Below are 24737 nucleotides of genomic sequence, written 5' to 3' on the forward strand. Positions count from 1 at the left end.
CATGAACGATCACAACAACAAAATCGAGTTGGAAACCGCCATGACCACGACCACCATGACCATGATCCAGGCCCTGCGCTCGGCCATGGATGTGATGCTTGAGCGTGACGACAACGTCGTGGTGTTCGGCCAGGACGTCGGCTACTTCGGCGGCGTGTTCCGTTGCACCGAAGGCCTGCAGAACAAGTACGGCACCTCCCGGGTGTTCGATGCGCCGATCTCCGAAAGCGGCATCGTCGGCGTCGCCGTCGGTATGGGCGCTTATGGTCTGCGGCCGGTTGCCGAGATCCAGTTCGCCGATTACGTCTACCCGGCGTCGGACCAGATCATTTCCGAAGCCGCCCGCCTGCGTTATCGCTCGGCCGGCGAGTTCACTGCACCGATGACCCTGCGCATGCCTTGCGGCGGCGGCATCTACGGCGGCCAGACGCACAGCCAGAGCATCGAAGCGATGTTCACCCAGGTCTGCGGTTTGCGCACGGTCATGCCGTCCAACCCTTATGACGCCAAAGGCTTGTTGATCGCCTCCATCGAAAACGATGACCCGGTGATCTTCCTCGAGCCAAAACGCCTGTACAACGGCCCGTTCGACGGTCACCACGAACGTCCGGTAACCCCATGGTCGAAACACCCGGCCGCACAAGTACCGGACGGTTACTACACCGTGCCGCTGGACGTCGCCGCCATCACCCGTCCAGGCAAGGACGTGACCATCCTGACTTACGGCACCACCGTTTACGTGTCGCAAGTGGCGGCTGAAGAAACCGGTATCGATGCTGAAGTCATCGACCTGCGTAGCCTGTGGCCACTGGACCTGGACACCATCGTCAAGTCGGTGAAGAAAACCGGCCGCTGCGTGATCGTTCACGAAGCGACCCGCACCTGCGGTTTCGGCGCCGAACTGGTCGCCCTGGTGCAAGAGCACTGCTTCCACTACCTGGAAGCGCCTATCGAGCGCGTCACCGGTTGGGACACTCCCTACCCGCACGCACAAGAGTGGGCGTATTTCCCTGGTCCGTCCCGAGTGGGCGCGGCTTTGCATCGGGTTATGGAGGTCTGAATGGGCACGCACGTTATTAAAATGCCGGACATTGGCGAAGGCATTGCAGAAGTTGAATTGTCGGTTTGGCACGTCAAAGTCGGCGACATGGTCGTCGAAGATCAGGTACTCGCCGATGTCATGACCGACAAGGCGATGGTCGACATCCCGTCGCCGGTGAACGGCAAAGTGATTGCGCTGGGCGGTGTGCCCGGCGAAGTCATGGCAGTTGGCAGCATCCTGATCAGCATTGAAGTCGAAGGCGCGGGCAACGTTAAAGAGTCGGCTCAGCCTGCACCTGTTAAAGAAGCGCCGGTTGCGGCACCAAAAGTTGCCGCCGCTGTTGAAAGCAAACCGGTCGCTGCTGCAGCGCCGCGAGCTGCCGTATGCCAAGGCCCAATGGTCGCTCGCGAAGCTGATGAGCGTCCGCTGGCCTCCCCGGCTGTACGCAAACATGCGCTGGACCTCGGTATCCAGTTGCGTCTGGTGCGTGGCACCGGCCCTGCCGGTCGGGTGCTGCACGAAGACCTCGACGCCTATCTGGCCCAGGGTCAACAGCCGCAATCCAGCGCTGCCGCCGCTTACGCTCAGCGTAACGACGAAGAACAAATCCCGGTCATCGGCATGCGCCGCAAGATTGCCCAGCGCATGCAGGACGCTACTCAGCGCGCCGCTCACTTCAGTTACGTCGAAGAAATCGACGTCACCGCCGTGGAAGAACTGCGCGCGCACCTGAACGAAAAACACGGCGCGACCCGCGGCAAGCTGACCTTGCTGCCGTTCCTGGTCCGCGCATTGGTCGTCGCCCTGCGCGACTTCCCGCAGATCAACGCCCGTTACGACGACGAAGCCCAGGTCATCACCCGCCTCGGCGCGGTGCATGTCGGCGTCGCCACGCAAGCCGATATCGGTTTGATGGTGCCGGTGGTCCGTCACGCCGAAACCCGCAGCTTGTGGGACAGCGCTCAGGAAATTTCTCGCCTCGCTACCGCTGCCCGTAATGGCAAAGCCAGCCGCGATGAACTGTCCGGCTCGACCATTACCCTGACCAGCCTCGGCGCCTTGGGCGGTATCGTCAGCACCCCGGTGCTGAACCTGCCGGAAGTAGCGATCGTCGGCGTCAACAAAATCGTCGAACGCCCGATGGTCGTCAAAGGCCAGATCGTGATTCGCAAGATGATGAACCTCTCCAGCTCCTTCGATCACCGCGTGGTCGATGGCATGGACGCGGCGCAATTCATCCAGGCCATTCGTGGCTTGCTCGAACAACCCGCCACCCTGTTTGTGGAGTAAGGCATGCAAACTCTGAACACCACACTGCTGATCATCGGCGGCGGCCCTGGCGGATATGTGACGGCGATTCGTGCCGGTCAGCTGGGCATCTCGACCATTCTGGTTGAAGGCGAATCGTTGGGCGGCACCTGCCTGAACATCGGCTGCATTCCGTCGAAAGCGCTGATCCACGTCGCGGAACAGTTTCACCAGACCCAACATCACAGCCAGCACTCGGCGCTGGGTATCAGCGTGTCGGCGCCGACGCTCGATATCAGCAAAAGTGTCGAGTGGAAGGACGGCATCGTCGATCGCCTGACCACTGGCGTTTCAGCGCTGCTGAAAAAGAACAAAATCCAGGTTATTCAAGGTTTTGCGAAAGTTATCGATGGTAAAACCGTAGAAGTCGGCGACACGCGCATTCAGTGCGAGCACCTGGTGCTGGCCACCGGTTCGAAAAGCGTGAACCTGCCGATGCTGCCGATTGGCGGGCCGATCATTTCCTCCACCGAAGCCCTGGCGCCGACGTCCGTGCCGAAACGGCTGATCGTGGTCGGTGGCGGTTACATCGGTCTGGAGCTGGGGATTGCCTATCGCAAACTCGGCGCCGAGGTCAGCGTGGTCGAGGCTCAGGATCGTATCCTGCCGGCCTACGACGCCGAACTGACGCAGCCTGTGCATGACGAACTGAAAAAGCTCGGCATAAAGCTTTACTTGAAGCACAGCGTCCAAGGCTTTGATTCTGTTAGCAATACACTGCAAGTTCTTGACCCGAATGGCGACACCCTGAACCTGGAAACCGATCAGGTGCTGGTGGCCGTTGGCCGCAAACCGAACACTCAAGGCTGGAACCTCGAAGGTTTGAACCTGGACATGAACGGCTCGGCGATCAAGATCGACAACCGCTGCCAGACCAGCATGCGCAACGTGTATGCCATTGGCGACGTGAGCGGCGAACCGATGCTCGCGCATCGGGCCATGGCTCAGGGCGAGATGGTTGCCGAACTGATCAGCGGTAAATCCCGCGAGTTCAACCCGACTGCCATCGCCGCCGTGTGCTTTACCGACCCGGAACTGGTGGTGGTCGGCAAGACCCCGGACGACGTCAAGGCGGCGGGTCTGGACTGCATCGTTTCCAGCTTCCCGTTTGCGGCCAATGGCCGGGCGATGACTCTGGAATCGAAAAGCGGCTTCGTACGGGTCGTGGCGCGGCGTGACAATCATCTGATTGTCGGCTGGCAGGCGGTCGGTGTGGGCGTGTCTGAATTGTCGACGGCGTTCGGTCAGAGCCTGGAAATGGGCGCCCGACTGGAAGACATCGCCGGCACCATCCACGCGCATCCGACGTTGGGCGAGGCTGTGCAGGAAGCGGCGTTGCGTGCCCTTGGCCACGCGTTGCACCTGTAAAGACGCACACAAAACCCTGTAGCAGCTGTCGAGCACCGCGAGGCAGCGTTCGGCGACGAAGTCGTCGTAATTCGCCCCACGCGGTCTACATGAAAGAACGCGATGGCCGGTTTTGCGACGACTTCGTCGCCGAACGCTGCCTCGCGTTGCTCGACAGCTGCTACATCGGGTGCATCGATGGTCGCAGAGATCGAATTGCGGGCTGCGAATTGGGCCCGGAATGAAGTATTGTTGTCCCCATCCAGAAAAACGTCAGAAGCCTTGAACCGTTTCGGCGGTTGTTAAGTGATAGAGGGTGTCATGGGTAACGAAAGCATCAATTGGGACAAGTTGGGTTTTGACTACATCAAGACAGACAAGCGCTATCTGTCGCACTGGCGTAATGGCGAGTGGGACAAAGGCACCCTGACCGAAGACAATGTGCTGCACATCAGCGAAGGCTCTACTGCCCTTCACTATGGCCAGCAATGCTTCGAAGGGCTGAAGGCCTATCGTTGCAAGGACGGTTCGATCAATCTGTTCCGCCCGGATCAGAACGCCGCACGCATGCAACGCAGCTGCGCGCGCCTGCTGATGCCTCATGTGTCCACCGAGCAGTTCGTCGAAGCGTGCAAGGAAGTGGTCCGCGCCAACGAGCGTTTCATCCCGCCTTACGGCACCGGCGGCGCGCTGTACCTGCGTCCGTTCGTGATCGGCGTGGGTGACAACATCGGTGTGCGTACCGCCCCCGAGTTCATCTTCTCGATCTTCGCCATCCCGGTCGGTGCCTACTTCAAGGGCGGCCTGACCCCGCACAACTTCCTGATCTCCAGCTATGACCGCGCCGCCCCACAAGGCACCGGTGCAGCCAAGGTCGGTGGTAACTACGCGGCCAGCCTGATGCCAGGTTCCCAGGCCAAGAAAGCCCACTTCGCCGACTGCATCTACCTGGACCCGATGACCCACACGAAAATCGAAGAAGTCGGCTCGGCCAACTTCTTCGGGATCACCCACGACAACAAGTTCGTGACCCCGAACTCGCCGTCGGTCCTGCCGGGCATCACCCGTCTGTCGTTGATCGAGCTGGCAAAATCGCGTTTGGGTCTGGAAGTGGTCGAAGGCGACGTGTTCATCGACAAGCTGTCCGACTTCAAGGAAGCCGGCGCTTGCGGTACTGCTGCGGTGATCACCCCGATCGGCGGCATCAGCTACAACGACAAACTGCACGTGTTCCACAGCGAAACCGACGTCGGCCCGGTCACCCAGAAGCTCTACAAAGAGCTGACGGGCGTACAGACCGGCGACATCGAAGCGCCAGCGGGCTGGATCGTCAAGGTTTGATTTGACGGGGCCTGACTCCAAGCGGCACATAGCCCACCCATCGCTTTGGCGATGGGTGGGTTTTTTATTGCACAAAGAATGGCTATTAGGGGTCCGTACCCATTCCATAGCTCACTTGTTAAACTAACCCATTTTTCAGAGCCGAAGGCTAGGGACTGCGCCGTGAATTTAGAAACTTTGACGATGCATTGGAAATCGGAAGTTTCAAACAAGAAAAAACCGGGGAGTCGCATCGGCCTGATCACCAACATTCTTAAACGAACCAGAAAGAGCAACACGCTCAGGTACTTGTTTATATTTAGACTTGCGCAGTATTTAAATGCTCGAAATGGTTTGTTCCGAGTTTATGCGAAACGACTGGAAAGAAAGAACAATCTAAAGTACGGGGTTGACATAAGTATTGATGCCAAAATAGGCCCCGGCTTTCGTATCGGCCATTTGCCTGGGATCGTCATCACTGGCCATGTTCAGATCGGCCGAAATTTCTTTATCCGTCAAAATACCACCATTGGCATAAAAACCATGGGGTTAGCTGAATATGACCTCAAGATCGGCGATAACGTAAGTGTTGGGGCAAATAGTTGCATCATCGCGGACACTCTCTCAATTGGTGATGACGTTACTATCGGGGCCATGTCCTTCGTCAATAAAAACATTCCTGCAGGCGCTACTTTTTATAACGCCCGATAATCGTGAGGTCCCTGGAGGGTATCCCGGTCTATCTGAGCAAACAGCCACTCCACAAACACCCGTGTCTGCACCGTCACGTCCGGCGCGACACCGTAGTAATAACGCGGCAATGGCATCCGCAACTCGGGCAACGGGCAAATCAGGCGACCGCTCGAAAGATGGGTGGCCAGCAAAGAGGTCGGGCACAAGGCAATGCCCTGTCCATCCACGGCAGCCTCAAGCACGAGGTGCATGTTGTCAAACTGCCGGGTGACCTGAGTGGCTGACTTGCCTTGACCAAAATGCAGGGCCCAGTTGTGCCAATCTTCGCGACGCGCCTTGGCGGTCAGTAACGTGTGTCGGCTCAGGGACGCGAGGTCTTCAAGGGCCTCGCGGTGGATCAGCGAGGGTGCCGCGACCAGCAACAGTTCGTCTTCGAAAAGTGCTCGCGCCTCAATCGCCGGGGCCCAATCGTCACGACCACGGCGAATGACAATGTCGAACCCGTCGCGCGCATGATCGGGAGCCTGGGTTTGGGTGATCACCTGCGGCTTGATGTCCGGGTGCTGCGCAATGAAATCCACCAGCCTGGGCGCTAGCCAAAGCATCGCAAAGGATGGACGAACATTGATCTTCACGGTCGGCAGCGAGGCGTGCTGCTTGAGTTCAGCCGCGGCGTTGGCGATCTGCGCCAGCCCCGCACTGACCTGCTCATAAAAGCGCTGACCGGCCGGCGTCAGCACCGATTGACGGATACGCCGCTCGAACAGCAGCACACCCAGGTGCTCCTCAAGCAATTTGATGTGCCGACTGACGGCACTGTGACTGACATGCAGCTCTTCGGCCGCCAGGCTGAAACTCTGATGGCGAGCAGCAACGGCGAAGGCGCGAACAGCATTAAGCGGCGGTAGTGGATTCATCATGTGTCTAATTTAGTCACATATGCGCCGCAATTAAAGCGTTTGTCACGCCCACGTCGCCACGCCAATCTGCCCGCACGCAGCCAGCGCCACCTGACGGAGCAAGACATGAACAGCTACGGACTTTTTCTACTGTTTGCCACCCTGACCATTTTGAGTCCAGGGCCTGGCGTGGTCCTGACCCTGTCCAACGCGGTGCGCCACGGCTGGACCGGGGCCGTGCCGGGCATTCTGGGGATCGCATCGGGTGCGTTTATCGTCGCCGCCATCAGCGCCACCAGTGTCGGCCTGATCCTCAGCACCTCCGCGAACGCCTTTACCGCATTGAAATACGCAGGGGCCGCCTATTTGTTGTACCTGGGTTACAAAAGCTGGCGCTCGGCTGGTTTCAACACGCTGCTTGAAACGCGCCCATCAAGCCCGGGCTACCGTTTCCTTGAAGCGGCTTCGATCCAGTTTTTGAACCCCAAGGCAGTGTTTTTCTTTCTGGCGGTGTTCCCGCAATTCATCGACACCTCGGCGCACTTCTCCAGCCAGTTTTTCAAGCTGGTCGCCTCCTACGGCTTACTGGTGATCCTGGTGCATGGCAGCTATGCCTTGCTCGCCAATGCTGCCAAAGGCTGGTTATCCAGCCCGAAGGGGTCCTGGCTGGCGGCGAAAGTCTCTGGCGTGACCTTCGCCGGTTTCGGCGTGCTGATGGCCTCGGCCAGTCGCTAAGGCGCAGAACTGGCGATCGCTCGGCGTCTGGTCTCGGTGGAAGCGGGTTGTGCTGTCGTTACCTGAACCGGCAGTTCAACGGCAAACCGGCTGCTGAGTTCCTTTCGCCCCGTCGCCGTCAACGCCAGCGCGCGGCTGTCCAGGTCCTGAGTTACCCATTTGCGCTTGATCGCCGTTTGCAACAACGCCGCCCCCAACGAGCCGCCCAGATGCGGACGGCGCATGCTCCAGTCCAGGCATGGGCAGGCGAAGCGGCGACGCAGCGTGCTCAAGTCCTTGACCTTGATACCCAACCCTTCAAACAACGCCTCACCGCTGTCGCTCAGCTGATAGACCGTTTCATCGGTTTCCAGCAGCCACCCCGCTTCGATCATCCGGTCATGCAGCAGCACCGCCAACGTGCCGGCCATGTGGTCGTAGCAAGTGCGGGCAAATTGCAGGCGATCCGGAGTGCGCGAATTGAAGGTCGGCGCGGCGTTCTGGCCGATCACCATCAGCGCTTCCAGTGCTTGGGCGACGCGCTTGTCCGTCAGGCTGTAATAGCGATGTCGGCCCTGCACGTGCAGCCGCACCAGCGCCAAATCCTTGAGTTTGGCCAGGTGCGCGCTGGCGGTGGAGGCGCTGACCTCGGCAATCGCCGCCAGCTCGGTGCTGGTGCGGGCGTGGCCGTCCATCAGCGAACAGAGGATTTTCGTCCGGGCCGGTTCCGCGATCGCGGCGGCCACCTGAGAGACGCCGATGTCGTGCTGTTCTACGTTCATATTTCGCTCCCGGACGAATCAAGGCCCTTTCGGACTGGAGATAGTAGCAACACTTTTCCAACCACGAACAAGGCTGCGACCCATGGACCCGATCATCGCTGCGACTCATGCCGATCCTTATCCCTATTACGCACAACTGCGCGCGGAGGGCGGGCTGGTTTTTCACCAAGGACTGAACGTGTGGGTGGCGAGTAGCGCCCGAGCCGTTGCGGCCGTGCTGGCGCACCCTGACTGCCATGTCCGACCGTCAAACGAGCCGGTGCCCAAGGCGATTGTTGGCGGGATGGCCGGCAAAGTCTTTGGTCAGTTGATGCGGATGAATGAGGGCGAACGGCAGCGTTGCCCAAGGTCGGCAATTCAGCCAGGGTTGGCGTTGATCGATGTCGATGAAGTCAATGCGCTGGTCGGCGCTCGCCTGATCACTCCGGGCGCCGACGGGCTGTACAAGGCGATGTTCCGCGGGCCGGTGTGTGTGGTGGCTGCATTGTTGGGGTTCTCTCCGGCTCAGGGCCGGACTATCAGCGAGCTGACCGGGGACTTCGTCGCGTGCCTGTCGCCCCTTGGCGATCAGGCGCAACGGGATGCAGCGCACGTTGCGGCGGAACACTTGAGCGGCTATTTCGTTGAGTTGCTGGATGACCCGAACAATCAGAGCGCCCTGCTCGCTGGGATCCGCCAGCGCTTCGCGGCAACCTCTGGCGACTCTGAAACGTTGATCGCCAACCTGATCGGGTTGTTCTCCCAGACCTATGAAGCCACCGCCGGGCTGATCGGCAATGCGCTGTTGGCGTTGATTCGAACCCCGTCGCTGCACAGCGAATCGACACCCGTTGACGACTTGATCGCTGAAGTTCAGCGCTTCGATCCATCGGTGCAGAACACCCGCCGGTTTGTCGCTGCACCTTGTGAAATCGACGGGGTAAGCCTGAACCCCGGCGACGTGATTCTGGTGCTGCTGGCCTCGGCTAATCGTGATCCACAGTTCAATGACCATCCCGACGTCTTTCTTCTGGATCGTCCAGAGCGGCGCAGCTTCACCTTTGGTGCGGGGCGGCATCAATGTCCGGGGCAGAGATTGGCGCTGGGGATCGCCAGTGCAACACTGCGTCAGATTCTGGCAATGAAACCCTCACTGGACCGATTGGCCTGGCATTACCGCCCTTCCCTCAACGGCCGCATTCCGCTCTTCAGCGACTGCCCCTGAGGAGGCATCAAGCATTGCGATACTCGACGGTCAGGTGAGACAACTCATGAACCGGCGCCAGACGCTCGCGAACGTTGTCGGCACTCACTCCCGCTGCCGCCACTACGCTGACAATCGCTGCCCGCGCCTCAGGCCCGACCTGCCAGACGTGAAGGTCGCTGATGTGCACGTCACCTGATGACTCCAGCAGTTCACGAATTTCAGCGGCCACGTGCTCATCGGTGGTGTCGAGCAGCACCGCAGCACTGGTGCGCATCAGACCATAGGCCCACTTGGCGATGACTATGGCGCCGACGATGCCCATCACCGGGTCCAGCCAGACCCAACCAAGGTAACGGCCGGCCAGCAAGGCGGCAATGGCCAGCACCGAAGTCAAGGCGTCGGCGAGCACATGGACATAAGCTGAGCGCAGGTTGTTGTCGTGATGGTGGTGATGACTGTGGCCGTGATCATGGCCGTGATGCCCATGATTACCCGCCAGCAAAAACGCACTGACGATGTTTACCGCAAGCCCCACCACCGCAATTATCGTCGCCTCCGTAAAAGCCACGGTGGTCGGCTGAAACAGTCGCAAGATGGATTCACCGGCGATACCGAGCGACACCAGCCCCAGCACCATGGCCGAGGCAAAACCGGCCAGATCACCGACCTTGCCGGTACCGAAACTGTAACGGGCATTGTTGGCATTGCGTCGGGCAAAACCGTACGCCGCTGCCGCAATGCCCAAGGCACCGGCATGGGTCGCCATGTGAAAACCATCGGCCAGCAGTGCCATGGAACCAGTGATGTAACCGGCAGTAATCTCGCCAATCATCATGACAAAGGTCAGCGCCACCACCCACAACGTGCGGCGGGCGTTTTCATCATGGGAGGCGGCGAGAAACATGTGGTCGTGAGAAAAACTCGAAGCTTGCGGCGTTTGTGTCATGTGTTCGGATCTCTATTTCGAGTAACGACGGATGGCTTGCAACAACTCTTCCAGGCCTTCGGCGCGCTCTTCGTCGCTGAGGCCAGGTCGTGCGACGTGTTCACGAGCGTGGGCGTCGATGAACTGATCCATCAAACCGTTAACCGCACCGCGGACAGCCGCGACCAAATGCAAGGTCTTGGCGCAATCGGCGTCGGACTCAAGCGCCCGCTCTATGGCCTGGACCTGACCTGAAATGCGCCGAACCCGGTTGAGCAAGTCATCTTTGTGTTCGTGGATGTGCGCCATACCTATACCCCCTACCCCTATATGGCGCGCATAATCACCGATCCCGATAGAACTGGCAAGGCGACAATCAGCGAGGGCCTATCGAAACCCTGCTTAAAAATCCGAATCCGCAACGGTCACGCCAGACGCGCCGCAACAAAATCGATAAAGGCTTTCAGCTTGGGCAGTGATTTGCGCGAGCGTGGATAAACCATCTGCACCGGCTTGGGCGGCGGAGCATAGGCGTCGAGGATCCGCACGAGTTCGCCTTTGGCCAGCGCGGCCGACACCAGGAAATCGGGCTGCATCAAAATCCCTTCTCCGGCCACCGCCGCCTGCAACAGCACTTGACCGTCATTGCTTTTCAGCACCGCCCCTTCAGGCCAGGGAACCTCGCTGGCGCCGTTTTTCAAAGGCCAGGCAAACCGATTGTTCCAGGACGTGTGGGTGAGAATTCTGTGTCGGTGCAGGTCTTCGGGGGATTGGGGCTCCTGCCATTTTTCCAGGTACCGGGGCGATGCGCAGATCACCATTCGATACGGTGGCAATGGCTTGGCCAGCAGGTTCACGCCGATCAGTTCGGAGATCCTGAACGCCAGATCGAATGACGTCTCGTACAGGTCCACCACTTCGTTGCTCAGAATCAGCTCGACCTGGATCTGCGGATAACACTGCATGAACGCCGACACCAGAGGACCGACCAATGCCACGCCGAGGGTCATCGGCGCGGTGATTCGCAACAGTCCGCTGGGCTCCGGGCTCGACGCCTCCACCCGGCTGAACGCGTACTTCACCTGCTCCAGTGCCCGCTTGGCTTCTTCATAAAACAACCGCCCTTCCCCGGTGATGGATTGCCGTCGGGTGGTGCGTTGAATGAGCTGGGTGTTGAGGGTTTTCTCCAGGCTCTGGATATGCCGTCCAACCATGACCGCCGACATCCCGATGTCACTGGCCGCATCGGCAAAGCTGCCCGCTTCGACCACGGCGACGAAAACTTCCATTTGCCTGAGTTTACTCATGACCATGCCTTGTGAAGGGAGGAAACGGAACGCTTGATTAAGTACATCAGGTTAAAGGAGTAATAACCGGCAATGCGTTTATCACGAAGGGCTTTCTCCATAGAGTCACGTTAATAAAGTGAACAACGAGGCTCCACCGATGCAAACCCTACTGGACACGTCACTGAGCTCTTTTGCGCGGGCAGACCTTCTGCAAGGCCCCACGCCCATTCAGCGCGCCGAACGCCTCGAACAACTGCTGGGCTTGAAGCCGCAGGGAATCGGTCTGTTTTTCAAGCGCGACGATCATATGCTGATTGGCGGTGGCGGTAACAAACTGCGCAAACTCGAATTCCACATCGGCGCAGCGCTGTCGGCCGGAGTCGACACGGTGATCACCGTGGGCGGCATTCAGTCCAACCATGCGCGCCTGACCGCCGCGGTGTGTGCGCGCCTGGGCCTTGCCTGCGAACTGATCCTGACCCGCGCGGTACCCAAAACCGATGTGGATTACGAACTCAACGGCAACGTTCTGCTCGACCAATTGTTTGGCGCAAACCTACAGGTGCTTGCCGGGGGCAGCGACTCACTCGCCGTGGCCGAAACACGGGCCACACAACTTCGGGATTCGGGACACAACGTGCTGGTGATTCCCACCGGTGGCTCAACGCCCCTTGGCAGTCTCGGTTATGCACGCTGCGCGGCAGAGATCGCGCAGCAGGAGACGGAACTCGGCCTCGCCTTCAATCAAGTCGTGGTGCCCAACGGCAGCGCAGGCACCCACGCCGGGCTCGCGGCGGGCTTCCAGTTGCTGGGCCGAGGTACCTCGATCGTCAAGTCGTACTCGGTTTTGTCCGATCGAGACACGTCAGCGGCCAGAACCCGGCAATTGACCCAGGACGCACTGTCGCTGTTGGGCAGTAGCGCCATTGTGCAGGCTGAAGAGATCGCCATTGATGGCAGTCAGTTGGGCGACGGTTACGGTCTGCCGACGTCCGCCATGCAGGAAGCCGTGCGCCTGATGGCTCGGGCCGAAGGCTTGTTGATCGACCCGGTGTACTCCGGCAAAGCGTTCGCTGGCCTGTTGGCCGATCTCAGGCAAGGACGCTACCGTTCTGGGGACAATGTGCTGTTCGTGATGACCGGTGGAACGCCGGGTCTCTATGCCTACAGGGAGACCTTTCAGTCCTAACGGTTAATCATCGCTGGTCAGCACTTCCAGAAATTCATAGAGTTTCAGACCCGTCCTACATCTATCAAATGTCCGTTGATATAGCGTCCGCATCGTTTTCAAAAGATGAAACAAGGACGCTCATGGCTCGCAAAACAGGTATACCCAGGATTCAAAACCCACCGTCAGGCGACGGGCACCACGTCACCAGCCGCTACATGAACGCCACCGAACTGGCTGAGCGGGACGCCAGACAAAAAACATATGACGACATGTTGGCCCGACAACAGGCATATGAAGACCGTTTCGTCAGACAACCTCAACAAAATGACCCTCCGGGCTCCAGCGGATGCGTGTTCGCCAAAAGCTGCAACCTCCCGGACGGCGTAATCAATCACGACAACCCAGCCGGGTTTGTCCCGGTCGAGAAATTGGCCGACTACGGAAAGTTCTCGCTTTTAGGTGGCCGTGAAAGGGATGAAGCAGGAAACATACCTCTCAAAAAAATCAGTGGTAGCGCATTACCTCGCTCATTCGGAACACTAATTTTGGGTGGCGTAGGAGCTGCTGGCTCTGGGGCGGCTGCAAGCGGTGCGGGGGTAGTGACGGCTGGTGTTGTTGCTGGCGCTTTGGCGGGAGTCGTTGCGTTGCTCTGGCCATCGACGCTCGGGGACAGTTCCCTGTATTCGGAAGAACAGCTCAAATCAATCAAAGAAGGTCGGACCCGAGTTCGCCTGCATATTGAACACCAGGCCAATGGCACCTTGAAGGCATACGGATACAACACTCAAAAGCGCAGCGACTGGGAAATGATTCCTGTCGTGCAGTTTGTAGCTCAAGGCTCTCAGCAAGTAGCTGACTTTGGTAACGGGGTAACGCTGATATGGACACCAGCCGTAGATCCGTCGAGCACTTCGGGAGTCCCGCCGCTAGAAGGAGCTCCACAAGCTCCGCAAATCTGGATTTATCCGCCTACACCAGCGGCTGACAGCATCATTGTTAACCCAATCTACCCGCCTGAGTACAAGGACTTCATCCTTGTTTTTCCGGCTGATTCCGGCATCAAGCCTCTTTACATTGTCTTTTCCCTGCGATTTCATGCTGCCAGATACCATGGAAAGACGGATACACCAGTTAAAAGTAAGGGTCCCGAGAATGGCCAGGAAGCTTTGGATAATTCGGTACAGATAAAACCTACATCGGAACGCAGGATTGGTATTGATCCCAAAACCAACGAGTTTGTCGTCTTTGATCATACGGGAGGGGACGACTACCACGGACATGTCAGAGCATGGAATAAACTCCATCAAGATATGAAAAATGTATTGATCAAGGCAAAAAAAGCCGACACCAAGGGAAACATCCTGGGAGCTAAACAGTGAGTCTTATCTACCACGATCCGTCGATTAGCCATGACGAAGCAGTCAGTCTCTTTGATAGCGGCTTAGAAAAAAACATTGTCACCGCGCTGATTTCCATCGGATTAAATGAGCAAGACAGTGCCTGGGCTCAGACCATTTGCCTGAATCATCTCGAGAGTGGCACTCAGTCAGTGGCTGCGGCAGCAATTACTGCACTCGGCCATGTAGCCCGCAGATTCGGTGAACTTGAAATGCAAGCCGTGATGCCCGCCCTTGATTCCGTAAAAGGAAAATTCCCTGCACTTGAAGCCACAGTTGCTGACACGCTCGACGATATTGAAATGTTCACCTGACTCGCTAAATCAAAACCAGAAATCACCCTCCCAACACATAAAAACCCCACCATTTCTTCTAACAGAGATGGCGGGGTTCGCCATTTCAGCCCACACCCAACAATTCAATCATCCCGCGTCAGTACTTCCAGCAACTCAATCTCGAAAATCAGGTTCGAATTCGGCGTGATCGCACCCATCGTCCGCTCGCCATAGGCCAGATGCGCCGGCACCAACAGCTTGCGCTTGCCACCAACCTGCATCCCCATAATCCCCTGATCCCAACCCTTGATCACCCGACCAGTGCCGATCACGCACTGAAAAGGCTTGCCACGACTGTAGGAAGAATCGAACTCTGTGCCGTCTTCCAGCCAGCCACGGTACTGCGTGGTGATCAGCGCGCCTTTGACGGCGGCTTTGCCGTCGCCCACCTGAAGATCGATTACCTGAAGCTCGTCATTCATTGCATGCACTCGTGAGTTCGTTTGCCCGAAAGGCGTTATGGGCGCCGTTTTCCCAGAAATGCGCCCAATTGGCAACCGATTCGATCTGTTTCTGGCATTAACCGTGAACTAAGATAAGCAACACTTAACCCCACGGATCAACACGCCATGATGGCAACCCCTGAATGAATCTGGTCTGGACCAGCGCAACCATCGGCTCAGTGATGCTTGCCCTGATCATCACGTTGATCTGTCGCGAGCGCTCGCTGCAAAAGCAGCTGGCCGAGTATCGCGCGCTGATCACCAGCCTGACTGACGGACAAAACATCCGCCAGGACGGCGACGTCGAACGCTTCAAGCGCAGCCAGTACTTCGCCCGCATCGGTACGTGGGACTGGGATGTCGACACCGACAAGCTCTACTGGTCGGACGCGATCTACGGCATGTTTGGCTTCAAGATCGACGAAGTAACGCCCTCCTACGCCCTGTTTTGCTCATGTGTTCACCCCGACGATCGGGCCAAGGTCCGGGCCGGGGAATTGCGCTGCCTGGAAACCGGCGACAACCATGACGAGGAATACCGGGTGGTCTGGCCCGACGGCACGATCCGCTGGCTTCGGGAAACCGGCAATGTGGTCAAGAATGTCCACGATGCAACGATCAAGATGATGGGCGTGGTACGCGATATCACCGAGGAAAAAGCCTCGGCCAGCTACCTGCAACACCTGGCTCACTTCGACCCGCTGACTGGTCTGCCCAATCGTCTGGTGCTCGAGGAGCGTCTGTCCGAAGCGCTGGAACAGGCGCGCATCAGCGCCACGAGGGTTGCACTGGTGTTTGTCGACCTCAACGGTTTCAAGGCAATCAACGACCATTACGGCCATGCCGCCGGCGACCGGGTACTGATCACCACCGCCACCCGACTGAAAAAAATCCTGCGTTCAACCGATACCGTCGCCCGGATCGGTGGCGACGAATTTGTGGTCATCCTTCAAGGCCTGCCCCAAGGCAACAGCCTGCAAGACGAAGCGCGCAGCATCTGCCAGAAAATATTCGTCGAACTGTCGCCACCGGTGACCATCGGCAATGATCAACGCCACATCGGCACCAGCCTGGGGGTCGCGGTGTTCCCGGACCATGCGCCGAGCATGGACCGGTTGATTCACATTGCGGATCTGGCGATGTATGAGGCGAAGCGCAGTGGGAATAATCAGTATCGGTTGGGCACTGAAAGCGCAGTGCGCGCTCACAGCGAATAGCCCTTCGACGGTTTAACGCTCCACTGGCGTGATATCAATAATCGTCCCGTTGGTGATCATCACCATCATGTACTTGTCATTGATCTGCACCCACTGCGCCTGAGCCTTCGGCGCTTTCAGGCCTTTCTGCTTCCAGTTGAGCAGGGCTTTTTCGCTGCGCTGGTAAACGTCGGGGGCACGATCACCCATCACCAGTTGGCGGGAGTTGTTGACCCCAGGCTGAACGGTTTTTTGCGCTGGGTCATCCGCCTGAACGATCGGGCTGATACTGGCAACGCCTGCGGCCAGGGCCAGGGCGGCGATGAGGGTTTTGCTGTTCATGGGGTGATCCTCCAGTGATGTCGTGGTACCCGAACTCCGACTGCGCTCGCGATAAATCATTCCTTACTGTTGCGATGATTCTGTGCCGAACTGTACGGGGGACTTGGCGCAGCGTCAGCGTAGGCTGCGAAAAAAACCATCGGAATTCGCCATGCACATCGCCATTCTGACCTTTGACGGTTTCAACGAACTGGATTCCCTGATCGCCTTCGGCATGCTCAGCCGGGTTTCCCTGCTCGGCGACAAGGACTGGCGCGTGAGCATTGCTTCGCCAACGCCGCGGGTCACGTCCATGAATGGTTTGACCATCGATGCCCACGTCGACCTGGTCGAGGCCTGTCAGGCGGATGCAGTGCTGGTAGGCAGCGGCAGGAAGACACGCGAAGTGGCCAGCGATCCGGCGATCATGACGCAGTTACGCCTTGATCCAGCGCGGCAACTGCTGGCGGCCCAATGTTCCGGCACCTTCCTGTTGGCCAAACTCGGCTTGCTCGGCCAGGCCCCCGCCTGCACCGACACCACCAGCAAACCGTGGGTGCAGGCAGCGGGGGTCAACATCGTTAATCAGGCATTCTACGCCGATGGCAACATCGCCACCGCCGGCGGCTGCTTGTCGGCGCAGTACCTTTCGGCGTGGTTGCTGGCCCGCTTCAAAGGCACCGAGACGGCGCGGGAAGTGCTGCATTATTTCGCCCCGGTCGGCGAGAAAGAAGACTATGTGGCGCGGGCGTTTGCTCATATCCAGGCCAGTCTGTAACGACGCAGCCCGCGAATGCATTGATCCGCTTCACGCATTAATGCATGCCAACAATGCAATTAACATATCGATCACCCTGCTCCACTATCCGCCCCAATAAGAACCGTGCGCCGCGTCCAGACGGTGCACGTCATAAAAGCGGTGGAGTACACGTCTATGACAGCATCAACCCAACGGCCCGCGACTTCCGGTCGCTCCCGGGCCAGTGCGATTTTCCGGGTCACCTCGGGCAACTTCCTCGAACAATTCGACTTCTTCCTTTTCGGCTTTTACGCCACGCAGATCGCTGCCGTGTTCTTCCCGGCCAGCAGCGAGTTCGCCTCACTGATGATGACCTTCGCGGTGTTCGGTGCAGGCTTTCTGATGCGACCGTTGGGCGCCGTGGTGCTGGGTGCCTACATCGATGATGTGGGCCGGCGCAAAGGGTTGATCGTCACCCTGTCGATCATGGCCAGCGGCACGATTTTGATTGTGCTGGTGCCCGGCTATGAAACCATCGGGCTGTTCGCCCCGGCCATCGTGTTGATCGGCCGTTTGCTGCAAGGCTTCTCGGCCGGCGCAGAAATGGGTGGCGTCTCGGTGTACCTCTCGGAGATCGCCACGCCCGGCAACAAAGGCTTCTTCACCAGTTGGCAGTCGGCCAGCCAGCAAGTGGCGATCATTGTCGCGGCGGCGTTGGGCTATGGCCTGAACCAATGGATGGCGCCGGCGATGATTGCCGACTGGGGCTGGCGGATTCCGTTTTTCGTCGGCTGCATGATCGTGCCGTTCATTTTTTTCCTGCGCCGCAACCTTGAGGAAACCGAAGCGTTCGCCGCCCGCAAACACCGCCCGAGCATGGGCGATGTGTTCCGCACGTTGGCGCAGAACTGGGTGATCGTGTTCGCCGGGATGATGATGGTCGCCCTGACCACCACTGCGTTTTACCTGATCACCGTGTACGCACCGACCTTCGGCAAAACCGTGCTGCACCTGAGTACATCTGATGCGCTGCTGGTGACCTTGCTGGTGGGCGTTTCGAACTTCTTCTGGCTGCCGATTGGCGGTGCACTGTCGGACCGCATCGGCCGTCGCCCGGTGCTGATCGCCATGGCCCTGCTGACATTGGCCACGGCATATCCGGCGCTGACGTATCTGGTGCAGGCGCCGAGTTTCATCAACATGCTGTTGGTGCTGCTGTGGTTGTCGTTCATTTACGGGTTGTACAACGGCGCGATGATTGCCGCGCTGACGGAAATCATGCCGGTGGAAGTTCGGGTTGCCGGTTTCTCCCTGGCTTATAGCCTTGCCACGGCGGTGTTCGGTGGTTTCACACCGGCGATATCGACCTTCCTGATCCAGTACACCGGCGACAAGGCTGCGCCCGGTTACTGGATGAGTTTTGCCGCGCTCTGTGCCCTGTGCGCGACGCTGTATCTCTATCGCCGTTCGACCGGTCGCTTGCAGCCGTCGATGTCCTGAACCCTTTGAGAGCACATGACCATGAAGAAGTTATTCAATTTTGCTGCCCTGACGTTGCTGGCCAGCCTGGCTCTGAGCTCCGTCGCCCAGGCCGAAGAGATTCGCGTGATGACCTCCGGCGGTTTCACCGCCGCCTACAAAATCCTCGGCCCGAAATTCGCCGCCTCCACGGGCAACACACTGGACACCGCCCTCGGCCCTTCGATGGGCAAGGCGCCGGAAGCGATTCCCAATCGTCTGGCTCGCGGTGAAAAGGCCGATGTGGTGATCATGGTCGGCTACGCCCTCGATGACCTGATCAAGCAAGGCAAAGTCGATCCCGCCTCACGGGTCGAGCTGGCTGACTCGCGGATCGGTCTGGTGGTGCGCGAAGGCGCGCCGAAGCCGGACATCAGCTCTGTCGACGGCCTGAAAAAGACCTTGCTCGACGCGAAGTCCGTGGCCTATTCCGACAGCGCCAGTGGCGTGTACATCGAGGAACAACTGTTCAAACGACTGGGCATCGAAGACCAGCTCAAACCCAAGTCGACGATGGTTGCGAAAATCCCGGTGGGCTCAGTGGTTGCCACCGGTGACTATCAACTGGGCTTCCAGCAGGTCAGCGAGTTGCTGCCGGTGCCGGGCGTGAGTTTTGTGGCGAAGATTCCAGAGTCAGTGCAGTCGGTGACGCGTTTCGCCGCCGGCATTCCGGTGGGGGCGCAACACCCGGCGCAAGCCAAGGCATTGCTGGATTACCTGGCCTCCTCCGCCGTTCAGCCGGATGTGAACGCCACCGGGCTGGACTCGGTCAGTCACTGACCTGGACTTTCATTTCCACCACCAGCCGTTCCAGTTCCAGTGCTGCCGGGGTCAAGGTACGACCCCGGCGCTTGATCAAACCGACACTGCGCATCACCTGCGGATCGGTCAGCGGCACCCGCGTCAGGATCGGGTGATCCGCCGCCGGCATCGCCATCAACGGCACCGCTGCCACGCCCAACCCCGCTTCGACCAAACCAATCATCGTCGTCACATGCCGGGTTTCGCAGATGCTCGATCGCTGCGGCACGATGCCCGTGAGCGCCTGATCCAGCAGAAAGCGATTGCCGGACGTCTTGTCCAGCGAGATATAGTCCTGCTGATAAAACTCATCCCACGTCACGCTGCTGCGCCCGGCCAACGGATGATCGCGCCGGCACGCCACCACATAACCTTCCTGTACCAGCGGCTCGAACTCTACTTCCGCCTCCAGGGTGCCCATGAAACTCAGGCCGAAATCCGCCTCGCCGTTGACCACCGCGCTCAGCACCTCATGGGCGCTGGAATCGAGGACCTTGACCTTGATCCGTGGAAACTGCCGGTGGTAGTGCGCAATCACTCGCGGCATGAAGTAGTACGCCGCTGAAGGCACGCAGGCGACGGTGACATGACCGAGGCGGGTCGAGGCGACTTCGCTGATGCCCAATAGCGCCACGTCCAGGTCGTCCAACAGACGCTCGACGCTCGGCATAAAACCGCGTCCGGCCTGGGTCAGGCTGACCTTGCGTGTGGTGCGCTCGAACAACCTCACACCGAGGGCGTCTTCGAGCTTTTCGATGCGCCGGCTCAGCGCTGGCTGGGAGATCCGCACCGCGTCGGCCGCCTTGCGAAAGCTGCCCTGCTCCACCACCGCGCGAAAGGCTTGCAAGTCGTTAAGGTCGAAGTTGATGGCCATGGTGCGCGCTCGGAAATGGGACAGATTGATCAGCCTATCGCATAAATGTAACTAATTAATGCAACATATAACTACATTTTCGTCGCCCTTCAGGCCGCCATCGCGAGCAAGCTCGCTCCCACAGGGGATCTGTGGCGTACATCAATCCACTGTGGGAGCGAGCCTGCTCGCGATGGCGGTGTGTCAGTCAACAGGACTGTATGTTCGTGGCTGACGCATCAAGCGCCAGCCTTTATCCTTGTCACCCCCGCCGTACCGAGTTAATGGAGTTTTTGTCATGCCCCATGAAGGCAACCTGTTGCAAGCCGCTGTCGTGTTTCTGTTCGCGGCGGTGCTCACCGTTCCCTTGGCCAAGCGCCTGCAACTGGGGGCGGTGCTGGGTTATCTGTTTGCCGGCGTGATCATCGGGCCATCGGTGCTGGGCTTGATTGGCAATCCGCAAAGCGTCAGCCACATTTCCGAACTCGGGGTGGTGTTGCTGCTGTTCATCATTGGTCTTGAACTGTCGCCGCGACGTTTGTGGGTGATGCGCAGATCGGTGTTCGGCGTTGGCCTGGCGCAAGTGCTGCTGACGGGCTCGGTGATTGGTGTGCTGGCGTTGTTCGTGTTCGGCCAACCGTTGAACAGCGCGATCGTGCTGGGCTTGGGCCTGGCGCTGTCGTCCACGGCGTTCGGTTTGCAAAGCCTGGCCGAGCGCAAGGAACTGACCAGCCCCCACGGGCGCTTGGCATTCGCGATTCTGCTGTTCCAGGACATCGCCGCTATCCCGTTGATCGCCATGGTGCCGTTGCTGGCGGGTGGCGATCACACCAGCAGCGCTGGCGAAGGCCTCAATCACGGCTTGCGCGTGCTGGGCAGCATCGCGGTGGTGGTGATCGGTGGGCGGTACCTGCTGCGCCCAGTGTTCCGGGTGGTGGCCAAGACCGGTTTGCCGGAAGTCTCGACCGCCACTGCGTTGCTGGTGGTGATCGGCACGGCGTGGCTGATGGACCTGGTCGGCGTGTCCATGGCACTGGGAGCGTTCCTCGCCGGGTTGCTGCTGGCGGACTCCGAATACCGTCACGAACTGGAAGCGCAAATCGAGCCGTTCAAGGGATTGCTGCTGGGGCTGTTTTTCATCAGTGTCGGCATGGGCGCCAATCTGAGCCTGCTCCTGAGCGCGCCGATCACGGTACTGGGCCTGACCTTGTTGCTGATCGCAATCAAATTGCCGCTGCTGTTTGTCGTCGGTCGGTTGGCCGGTGGCTTGGGCAAGGTCAGTGCGATTCGCCTCGGCATCGTGCTGGCGGCCGGTGGTGAATTTGCGTTTGTGGTGTTCAAGATCGGCCGCGACCAGGGACTGTTCGAGCCGCGCCTGTACGACTTGCTGGTGCTGACCATCACGTTGTCCATGGCGGTGACGCCGCTGCTGTTGCTGTTGTGCGCGCGACTGGTCAGCCCCAGGGTTCAACCGGTGGTGGTGCCAGAGAAATTCCGCGAGATCGATACCGACACGCCACGCGTGGTGATCGCCGGCATGGGCCGTATGGGGCAGATCGTTGCGCGGATTTTGCGCGCGCAGAACATCAAGTTCGTCGCCCTCGACACCTCGGTGGAAACCATCGAACTGTCGCGCAGCTTCGGCGGTGTGCCGGTGTTCTACGGCGACCCGATGCGCCCGGAGATCCTCAGTGCGGCCAAGGTCGAGCAGGCGGAATACTTTGTCATCGCCACCGACGACCCGGACACCAACATCAAGACCGCCGAGTTGGTGCACAAACTCTACCCGCACATCAAAATCATCGCCCGGGCGCGTAACCGTCAGCATGTGCACCGGTTGGTGGACCTTGGCGCCGAGGCCATTCGGGAAACCTATTATTCGAGCCTGGAAATGAGCCGGCGCACGCTGGTTGGCCTGGGTTTGACCCAAGCCCAGGCCGATGCGCGAATCAAGCGCTTCAAGCATCACGACGAGCAGGTGCTGGAAGCCCAGCATGCGATTTATGACGATGCGGCGAAGGTATTGCAGACGGCGCAGGAAGCCCGGGTGGAACTGGCGAGGTTGTTTGAGTCGGATCAGCTGGCAGAGCAATCGGACAAGGTTTGAGCCTCTAACGATCGATTTAGGAATAGGAACCTACTATGGCTGACCAACCCGCTCCCGCCCTCAAGGAAATCTTCAACGCCAACCGCCTCAAGCACATCGCCACCGAGATGACCGCGGTCTACCCCGCGTTCAACGCCAAGGCCTTCCTGAAACTGGCCAACGACGGGCTTGCCGAGTTATCGATCATGCAGCGCATGGCCCGGGTCAGCGAATGCCTGCACGCGGTGCTGCCGTTGAGTTACGAAGAGACGCTCGAGGTGCTGCGCGCCCTCGCTCCGCGGCTGAACAGCGGTTTCGTCAGCATCTCACTGCCGCATTACGTCGCGACCTACGGCGGACATGCCTTCGAACAGTCCATGGACGCCCTCAAGTACTTCACTGCGTTCGGCTCCTCGGAGTTCGCGATCCGCTATTTCTTGCGCAGCGACATCGAACGCTCACTGGCGGTCTTGCACGATTGGTCCCTGGACGAAAACGAACACGTCCGCCGCCTGGCCAGCGAAGGCAGCCGACCGCGCCTGCCATGGTCGTTCCGACTGGAACAGATCCAGGCTGACCCAACATTGGCGGCGGCGATCCTCGACAACCTCAAGGCCGACAACAGCCTTTACGTGCGCAAGTCCGTGGCCAACCACCTCAACGACATCACCAAGGATCATCCCGAATGGGTGCTGGACCTGATCGAAGGCTGGTCGCTGGACAACAAACACACCGCATGGATCGCCAAACACGCGCTGCGCAGCCTGATCAAACAGGGCAACCAACGCGCGTTGGCGATCATTGGCGCAGGCGGCAAGCCTGAGGTCGAGATCATCGATGTGAAGGTCGAACCGGCGGTGATTCGTCTGGGTGAAAAAATCACCCTGTCCTTCGCCGTGAAATCCACGGTCCAGGACAGTCAGCGACTGGTGATCGACTACGCGATCGATTACGTCAAAGCCAACGGCAGCACATCGGCGAAGGTGTTCAAGCTCAAGGCGCTGACGCTTCCCGGCAAGGCGACCGAGGCCATTGCCCATAGCCAGCAGATCAAGGAACTCACCACTCGCAAACACTACGTGGGCAAACACGCCGTGCACGTGCTGGTGAATGGGGAGCGCCTGGCCAGCACCTCATTCGAAATCCTCGCCTGAAACACGAACCCCTGTAGGAGCACTTACAGGTGGCTCACGTTTTAACGCTCGCTAAATAATGCGCAACCAAAGCATTCGCATGCCCATGCCCCATACCGTGTTCAGTCTTCAGCCACGCCACCATTTCCATATGCTTCTTTGCGCTCACTGTTCCCAGCAGATCCAGCCAGTGACTGATTGGCTGCCCGTACTTTTTCTCGATTGACGGGAAGTACGACGCCGGGCCTTTCACTTTTGTATCTTCGGTCATGCTGCAAGCTCCCTTTATCGCGACGGAGTGTCGGATAACGCTCCTTGTCGTCATTCAATAGACTGGACGACAAACCTTATCCCAGCAACAACGCCTGCTCGGCCTCACACAACCCCACCACGTAATCCCACAACACCCGCAACCGCACGGATTTGTGCAGCTCACGCCGCGTGCTGATCCAGTAGCTGCGCTGAATACTCTCATCCGGCAGCAACGGCACCAGGCCGGGATCGGCGCTGGCCATGTAGCACGGCAGCACGGCGATCCCCAGGCCTGAGCGCGCGGCCTGTTGCTGGGCGATGACGCTGGTGCTGTGAAAGACCACCTGCGGATTGCGGCAGAAGCTGTTGAGGAACATCAGTTCCTGGCTGAACAGCAAGTCATCGACATAGCCGATCCAGGCGTGGCGACCGAGGTCTTCGCGGCTGCGCAATGGTGGCGAGCGGTCGAGATACTCCTGGCTGGCGTACAGCGCCAATCGATAGTCAGTCAGTTTGCGCGTGACCAGCATGTCGGCCGCCGGGCGTTCGAGGTGGATGCTGATCTCGGCCTCGCGATTGAGAATGCTGACAAAGCGCGGCACCGCCACCAGTTCCACTTCTAGCCCCGGATAACGTTCGAACAGGCCGTTCATGCGGCTGGCGAGGAACATGATGCCCAACCCTTCGGTTACGCCAACGCGGATCTTGCCTAACGGTGCACTCGACTGAGTGATTTCTTCCTGCGCCAGCAACGCGACGTTTTCCATCGCTTCGGCGTGCTTGAGCAGCGCTTCGCCGGCCGGGGTCAGCTCATAACCCTGGGCGTGTTGAACAAACAGCGCAGTACCGAGGCTCTTTTCGATGGCCTCTATGTGCCGGGCCACGGTGGCGTGGGTGGTGTTCAAACGGCGGGCAGCGGTGAGCAAACGCCCGCTGCGCTGCAACTCGAGAAAAAACCGCAGGTCATTCCAGTCGAACATGAACCGT

General features: G+C 59.1%; 27 protein-coding genes. 17 read left to right on the top strand and 10 right to left on the bottom strand.

All coding sequences use genetic code 11. The annotated features are described in order from the left end of the window. Position 1 precedes the first annotated feature (1 nt). From AC3IUE_RS17735 to AC3IUE_RS17760, 6 genes are all read left to right on the top strand, one after another. Complete coding sequence (locus AC3IUE_RS17735) at positions 2–1060, top strand: alpha-ketoacid dehydrogenase subunit beta (protein ID WP_033054499.1); 1059 nt, start codon at positions 2–4, stop codon at positions 1058–1060. Next, entirely contained in the window at positions 1061–2332 is a 1272-nt protein-coding gene (locus AC3IUE_RS17740; RefSeq protein ID WP_489263119.1) for a dihydrolipoamide acetyltransferase family protein, read from the top strand. 3 nt (positions 2333–2335) lie between these two features. Beyond that, on the top strand, positions 2336–3718 hold the full coding sequence (gene lpdA, locus AC3IUE_RS17745) for a dihydrolipoyl dehydrogenase (protein WP_489263120.1): 1383 nt from the start codon (positions 2336–2338) through the stop codon (positions 3716–3718). A gap of 89 nt (positions 3719–3807) precedes the next feature. Continuing rightward, the gene (locus tag AC3IUE_RS17750; RefSeq protein WP_489263121.1) at positions 3808–3942 is read left to right on the top strand and encodes a hypothetical protein; all 135 of its coding nucleotides are present in this window, start codon (positions 3808–3810) and stop codon (positions 3940–3942) included. A gap of 76 nt (positions 3943–4018) precedes the next feature. Next, complete coding sequence (locus AC3IUE_RS17755; protein ID WP_046048924.1) at positions 4019–5038, top strand: branched-chain amino acid aminotransferase; 1020 nt, start codon at positions 4019–4021, stop codon at positions 5036–5038. Positions 5039–5200: 162 nt separating this feature from the next. Then, on the top strand, positions 5201–5728 hold the full coding sequence (locus tag AC3IUE_RS17760; RefSeq protein ID WP_489263122.1) for a serine acetyltransferase: 528 nt from the start codon (positions 5201–5203) through the stop codon (positions 5726–5728). Here the strand turns inward: AC3IUE_RS17760 and AC3IUE_RS17765 are convergent. Beyond that, positions 5713–6630, bottom strand: coding sequence for a LysR substrate-binding domain-containing protein (locus AC3IUE_RS17765; protein ID WP_489263123.1), 918 nt, complete (start codon positions 6628–6630; stop codon positions 5713–5715). The genes AC3IUE_RS17760 and AC3IUE_RS17765 overlap by 16 nt on opposite strands. 105 nt (positions 6631–6735) lie before the next feature. Between AC3IUE_RS17765 and AC3IUE_RS17770 the strand changes: the two genes are divergently transcribed. Beyond that, positions 6736–7344, top strand: a complete 609-nt coding sequence (locus AC3IUE_RS17770) for a LysE family translocator (protein WP_489263124.1) — start codon at positions 6736–6738, stop codon at positions 7342–7344. On the opposite strand, the gene AC3IUE_RS17775 is transcribed toward AC3IUE_RS17770, so the two are convergent. Then, entirely contained in the window at positions 7341–8105 is a 765-nt protein-coding gene (locus AC3IUE_RS17775; protein WP_489263125.1) for an ArsR/SmtB family transcription factor, read from the bottom strand. The two genes, AC3IUE_RS17770 and AC3IUE_RS17775, sit on opposite strands and share 4 nt — an antisense overlap. An 82-nt stretch (positions 8106–8187) precedes the next feature. On the opposite strand from AC3IUE_RS17775, the gene AC3IUE_RS17780 reads away from it, so the two are divergent. Continuing rightward, complete coding sequence (locus tag AC3IUE_RS17780; protein WP_489263127.1) at positions 8188–9309, top strand: cytochrome P450; 1122 nt, start codon at positions 8188–8190, stop codon at positions 9307–9309. 7 nt (positions 9310–9316) lie between these two features. On the opposite strand, the gene dmeF is transcribed toward AC3IUE_RS17780, so the two are convergent. From dmeF to AC3IUE_RS17795, 3 genes are all read right to left on the bottom strand, one after another. Then, positions 9317–10237: a CDF family Co(II)/Ni(II) efflux transporter DmeF gene (gene dmeF / locus AC3IUE_RS17785; protein WP_461998675.1), complete on the bottom strand. Its 921-nt coding sequence runs from the start codon at positions 10235–10237 to the stop codon at positions 9317–9319. 12 nt (positions 10238–10249) lie between these two features. After that, complete coding sequence (locus AC3IUE_RS17790) at positions 10250–10525, bottom strand: metal/formaldehyde-sensitive transcriptional repressor (protein WP_033054491.1); 276 nt, start codon at positions 10523–10525, stop codon at positions 10250–10252. 116 nt (positions 10526–10641) lie between these two features. Further along, positions 10642–11523: a LysR substrate-binding domain-containing protein gene (locus tag AC3IUE_RS17795; protein WP_489263128.1), complete on the bottom strand. Its 882-nt coding sequence runs from the start codon at positions 11521–11523 to the stop codon at positions 10642–10644. Between the two features lie 139 nt (positions 11524–11662). Between AC3IUE_RS17795 and AC3IUE_RS17800 the strand changes: the two genes are divergently transcribed. The 3 genes from AC3IUE_RS17800 to AC3IUE_RS17810 all read left to right on the top strand — a co-directional run bounded on the left by AC3IUE_RS17800 (position 11663) and on the right by AC3IUE_RS17810 (position 14387). Then, entirely contained in the window at positions 11663–12694 is a 1032-nt protein-coding gene (locus tag AC3IUE_RS17800) for a D-cysteine desulfhydrase family protein (RefSeq protein WP_489263129.1), read from the top strand. Positions 12695–12816: 122 nt separating this feature from the next. After that, positions 12817–14055: an S-type pyocin domain-containing protein gene (locus AC3IUE_RS17805; RefSeq protein ID WP_489263130.1), complete on the top strand. Its 1239-nt coding sequence runs from the start codon at positions 12817–12819 to the stop codon at positions 14053–14055. Further along, complete coding sequence (locus tag AC3IUE_RS17810; RefSeq protein ID WP_489263131.1) at positions 14052–14387, top strand: hypothetical protein; 336 nt, start codon at positions 14052–14054, stop codon at positions 14385–14387. Before AC3IUE_RS17805 ends, AC3IUE_RS17810 begins: the two co-directional genes overlap by 4 nt. 104 nt (positions 14388–14491) lie before the next feature. On the opposite strand, the gene AC3IUE_RS17815 is transcribed toward AC3IUE_RS17810, so the two are convergent. Next, on the bottom strand, positions 14492–14830 hold the full coding sequence (locus AC3IUE_RS17815) for an FKBP-type peptidyl-prolyl cis-trans isomerase (protein WP_046048935.1): 339 nt from the start codon (positions 14828–14830) through the stop codon (positions 14492–14494). A gap of 164 nt (positions 14831–14994) precedes the next feature. Here AC3IUE_RS17815 and AC3IUE_RS17820 point away from each other — a divergent pair, with 164 nt between their 5' ends. Further along, positions 14995–16068, top strand: coding sequence for a diguanylate cyclase domain-containing protein (locus AC3IUE_RS17820; protein ID WP_489263132.1), 1074 nt, complete (start codon positions 14995–14997; stop codon positions 16066–16068). 12 nt (positions 16069–16080) lie between these two features. Here the strand turns inward: AC3IUE_RS17820 and AC3IUE_RS17825 are convergent, their stop codons facing one another. Beyond that, on the bottom strand, positions 16081–16389 hold the full coding sequence (locus AC3IUE_RS17825) for an RcnB family protein (RefSeq protein ID WP_489263133.1): 309 nt from the start codon (positions 16387–16389) through the stop codon (positions 16081–16083). A 151-nt stretch (positions 16390–16540) separates the two neighbouring features. Between AC3IUE_RS17825 and AC3IUE_RS17830 the strand changes: the two genes are divergently transcribed. The 3 genes from AC3IUE_RS17830 (at position 16541) to AC3IUE_RS17840 (ending at position 19405) form a co-directional block, all read left to right on the top strand. Next, positions 16541–17146: a DJ-1/PfpI family protein gene (locus tag AC3IUE_RS17830; protein ID WP_489263134.1), complete on the top strand. Its 606-nt coding sequence runs from the start codon at positions 16541–16543 to the stop codon at positions 17144–17146. Between the two features lie 156 nt (positions 17147–17302). Continuing rightward, complete coding sequence (locus AC3IUE_RS17835) at positions 17303–18607, top strand: MFS transporter (protein WP_056741700.1); 1305 nt, start codon at positions 17303–17305, stop codon at positions 18605–18607. Between the two features lie 21 nt (positions 18608–18628). After that, positions 18629–19405, top strand: coding sequence for a substrate-binding domain-containing protein (locus AC3IUE_RS17840; protein WP_489263135.1), 777 nt, complete (start codon positions 18629–18631; stop codon positions 19403–19405). On the opposite strand, the gene AC3IUE_RS17845 is transcribed toward AC3IUE_RS17840, so the two are convergent. Next, positions 19395–20300: a LysR family transcriptional regulator gene (locus AC3IUE_RS17845; RefSeq protein WP_056741699.1), complete on the bottom strand. Its 906-nt coding sequence runs from the start codon at positions 20298–20300 to the stop codon at positions 19395–19397. The genes AC3IUE_RS17840 and AC3IUE_RS17845 overlap by 11 nt on opposite strands. Positions 20301–20577: 277 nt before the next feature. On the opposite strand from AC3IUE_RS17845, the gene AC3IUE_RS17850 reads away from it, so the two are divergent. Together AC3IUE_RS17850 and AC3IUE_RS17855 are read left to right on the top strand one after the other, a co-directional pair. Then, positions 20578–22386, top strand: coding sequence for a monovalent cation:proton antiporter-2 (CPA2) family protein (locus AC3IUE_RS17850; RefSeq protein WP_056741698.1), 1809 nt, complete (start codon positions 20578–20580; stop codon positions 22384–22386). Between the two features lie 35 nt (positions 22387–22421). Further along, positions 22422–23519, top strand: a complete 1098-nt coding sequence (locus AC3IUE_RS17855) for a DNA alkylation repair protein (RefSeq protein WP_489263136.1) — start codon at positions 22422–22424, stop codon at positions 23517–23519. Between the two features lie 34 nt (positions 23520–23553). Here AC3IUE_RS17855 and AC3IUE_RS17860 read toward each other — a convergent pair whose 3' ends face one another. Then, positions 23554–23769: a DUF4287 domain-containing protein gene (locus AC3IUE_RS17860; RefSeq protein WP_489263137.1), complete on the bottom strand. Its 216-nt coding sequence runs from the start codon at positions 23767–23769 to the stop codon at positions 23554–23556. Between the two features lie 76 nt (positions 23770–23845). After that, positions 23846–24730 carry a LysR family transcriptional regulator gene (locus tag AC3IUE_RS17865; RefSeq protein ID WP_489263138.1) on the bottom strand — a complete coding sequence of 295 codons (885 nt, stop codon included), beginning with the start codon at positions 24728–24730 and terminating at the stop codon, positions 23846–23848. Between the last annotated feature and the right edge of the window lie 7 nt (positions 24731–24737).

It is taken from the genome of Pseudomonas sp. GL_093 (assembly GCF_057837605.1).

Coding starts and splice junctions, on each gene's coding strand:
- AC3IUE_RS17780 (WP_489263127.1), top strand. CDS start 8,188: ATGGACCCGATCATCGCTGCGACTCATGCCGATCCTTATCCCTATTAC.
- AC3IUE_RS17765 (WP_489263123.1), bottom strand. CDS start 6,630: ATGATGAATCCACTACCGCCGCTTAATGCTGTTCGCGCCTTCGCCGTT.
- AC3IUE_RS17820 (WP_489263132.1), top strand. CDS start 14,995: ATGAATCTGGTCTGGACCAGCGCAACCATCGGCTCAGTGATGCTTGCC.
- AC3IUE_RS17840 (WP_489263135.1), top strand. CDS start 18,629: ATGAAGAAGTTATTCAATTTTGCTGCCCTGACGTTGCTGGCCAGCCTG.
- AC3IUE_RS17865 (WP_489263138.1), bottom strand. CDS start 24,730: ATGTTCGACTGGAATGACCTGCGGTTTTTTCTCGAGTTGCAGCGCAGC.
- AC3IUE_RS17860 (WP_489263137.1), bottom strand. CDS start 23,769: ATGACCGAAGATACAAAAGTGAAAGGCCCGGCGTCGTACTTCCCGTCA.
- AC3IUE_RS17855 (WP_489263136.1), top strand. CDS start 22,422: ATGGCTGACCAACCCGCTCCCGCCCTCAAGGAAATCTTCAACGCCAAC.
- lpdA (WP_489263120.1), top strand. CDS start 2,336: ATGCAAACTCTGAACACCACACTGCTGATCATCGGCGGCGGCCCTGGC.
- AC3IUE_RS17740 (WP_489263119.1), top strand. CDS start 1,061: ATGGGCACGCACGTTATTAAAATGCCGGACATTGGCGAAGGCATTGCA.
- AC3IUE_RS17845 (WP_056741699.1), bottom strand. CDS start 20,300: ATGGCCATCAACTTCGACCTTAACGACTTGCAAGCCTTTCGCGCGGTG.
- AC3IUE_RS17775 (WP_489263125.1), bottom strand. CDS start 8,105: ATGAACGTAGAACAGCACGACATCGGCGTCTCTCAGGTGGCCGCCGCG.
- AC3IUE_RS17790 (WP_033054491.1), bottom strand. CDS start 10,525: ATGGCGCACATCCACGAACACAAAGATGACTTGCTCAACCGGGTTCGG.
- AC3IUE_RS17770 (WP_489263124.1), top strand. CDS start 6,736: ATGAACAGCTACGGACTTTTTCTACTGTTTGCCACCCTGACCATTTTG.
- AC3IUE_RS17800 (WP_489263129.1), top strand. CDS start 11,663: ATGCAAACCCTACTGGACACGTCACTGAGCTCTTTTGCGCGGGCAGAC.
- AC3IUE_RS17795 (WP_489263128.1), bottom strand. CDS start 11,523: ATGAGTAAACTCAGGCAAATGGAAGTTTTCGTCGCCGTGGTCGAAGCG.
- AC3IUE_RS17835 (WP_056741700.1), top strand. CDS start 17,303: ATGACAGCATCAACCCAACGGCCCGCGACTTCCGGTCGCTCCCGGGCC.
- AC3IUE_RS17755 (WP_046048924.1), top strand. CDS start 4,019: ATGGGTAACGAAAGCATCAATTGGGACAAGTTGGGTTTTGACTACATC.
- AC3IUE_RS17750 (WP_489263121.1), top strand. CDS start 3,808: ATGAAAGAACGCGATGGCCGGTTTTGCGACGACTTCGTCGCCGAACGC.
- AC3IUE_RS17815 (WP_046048935.1), bottom strand. CDS start 14,830: ATGAATGACGAGCTTCAGGTAATCGATCTTCAGGTGGGCGACGGCAAA.
- AC3IUE_RS17735 (WP_033054499.1), top strand. CDS start 2: ATGAACGATCACAACAACAAAATCGAGTTGGAAACCGCCATGACCACG.
- AC3IUE_RS17830 (WP_489263134.1), top strand. CDS start 16,541: ATGCACATCGCCATTCTGACCTTTGACGGTTTCAACGAACTGGATTCC.
- AC3IUE_RS17805 (WP_489263130.1), top strand. CDS start 12,817: ATGGCTCGCAAAACAGGTATACCCAGGATTCAAAACCCACCGTCAGGC.
- AC3IUE_RS17850 (WP_056741698.1), top strand. CDS start 20,578: ATGCCCCATGAAGGCAACCTGTTGCAAGCCGCTGTCGTGTTTCTGTTC.
- dmeF (WP_461998675.1), bottom strand. CDS start 10,237: ATGACACAAACGCCGCAAGCTTCGAGTTTTTCTCACGACCACATGTTT.
- AC3IUE_RS17825 (WP_489263133.1), bottom strand. CDS start 16,389: ATGAACAGCAAAACCCTCATCGCCGCCCTGGCCCTGGCCGCAGGCGTT.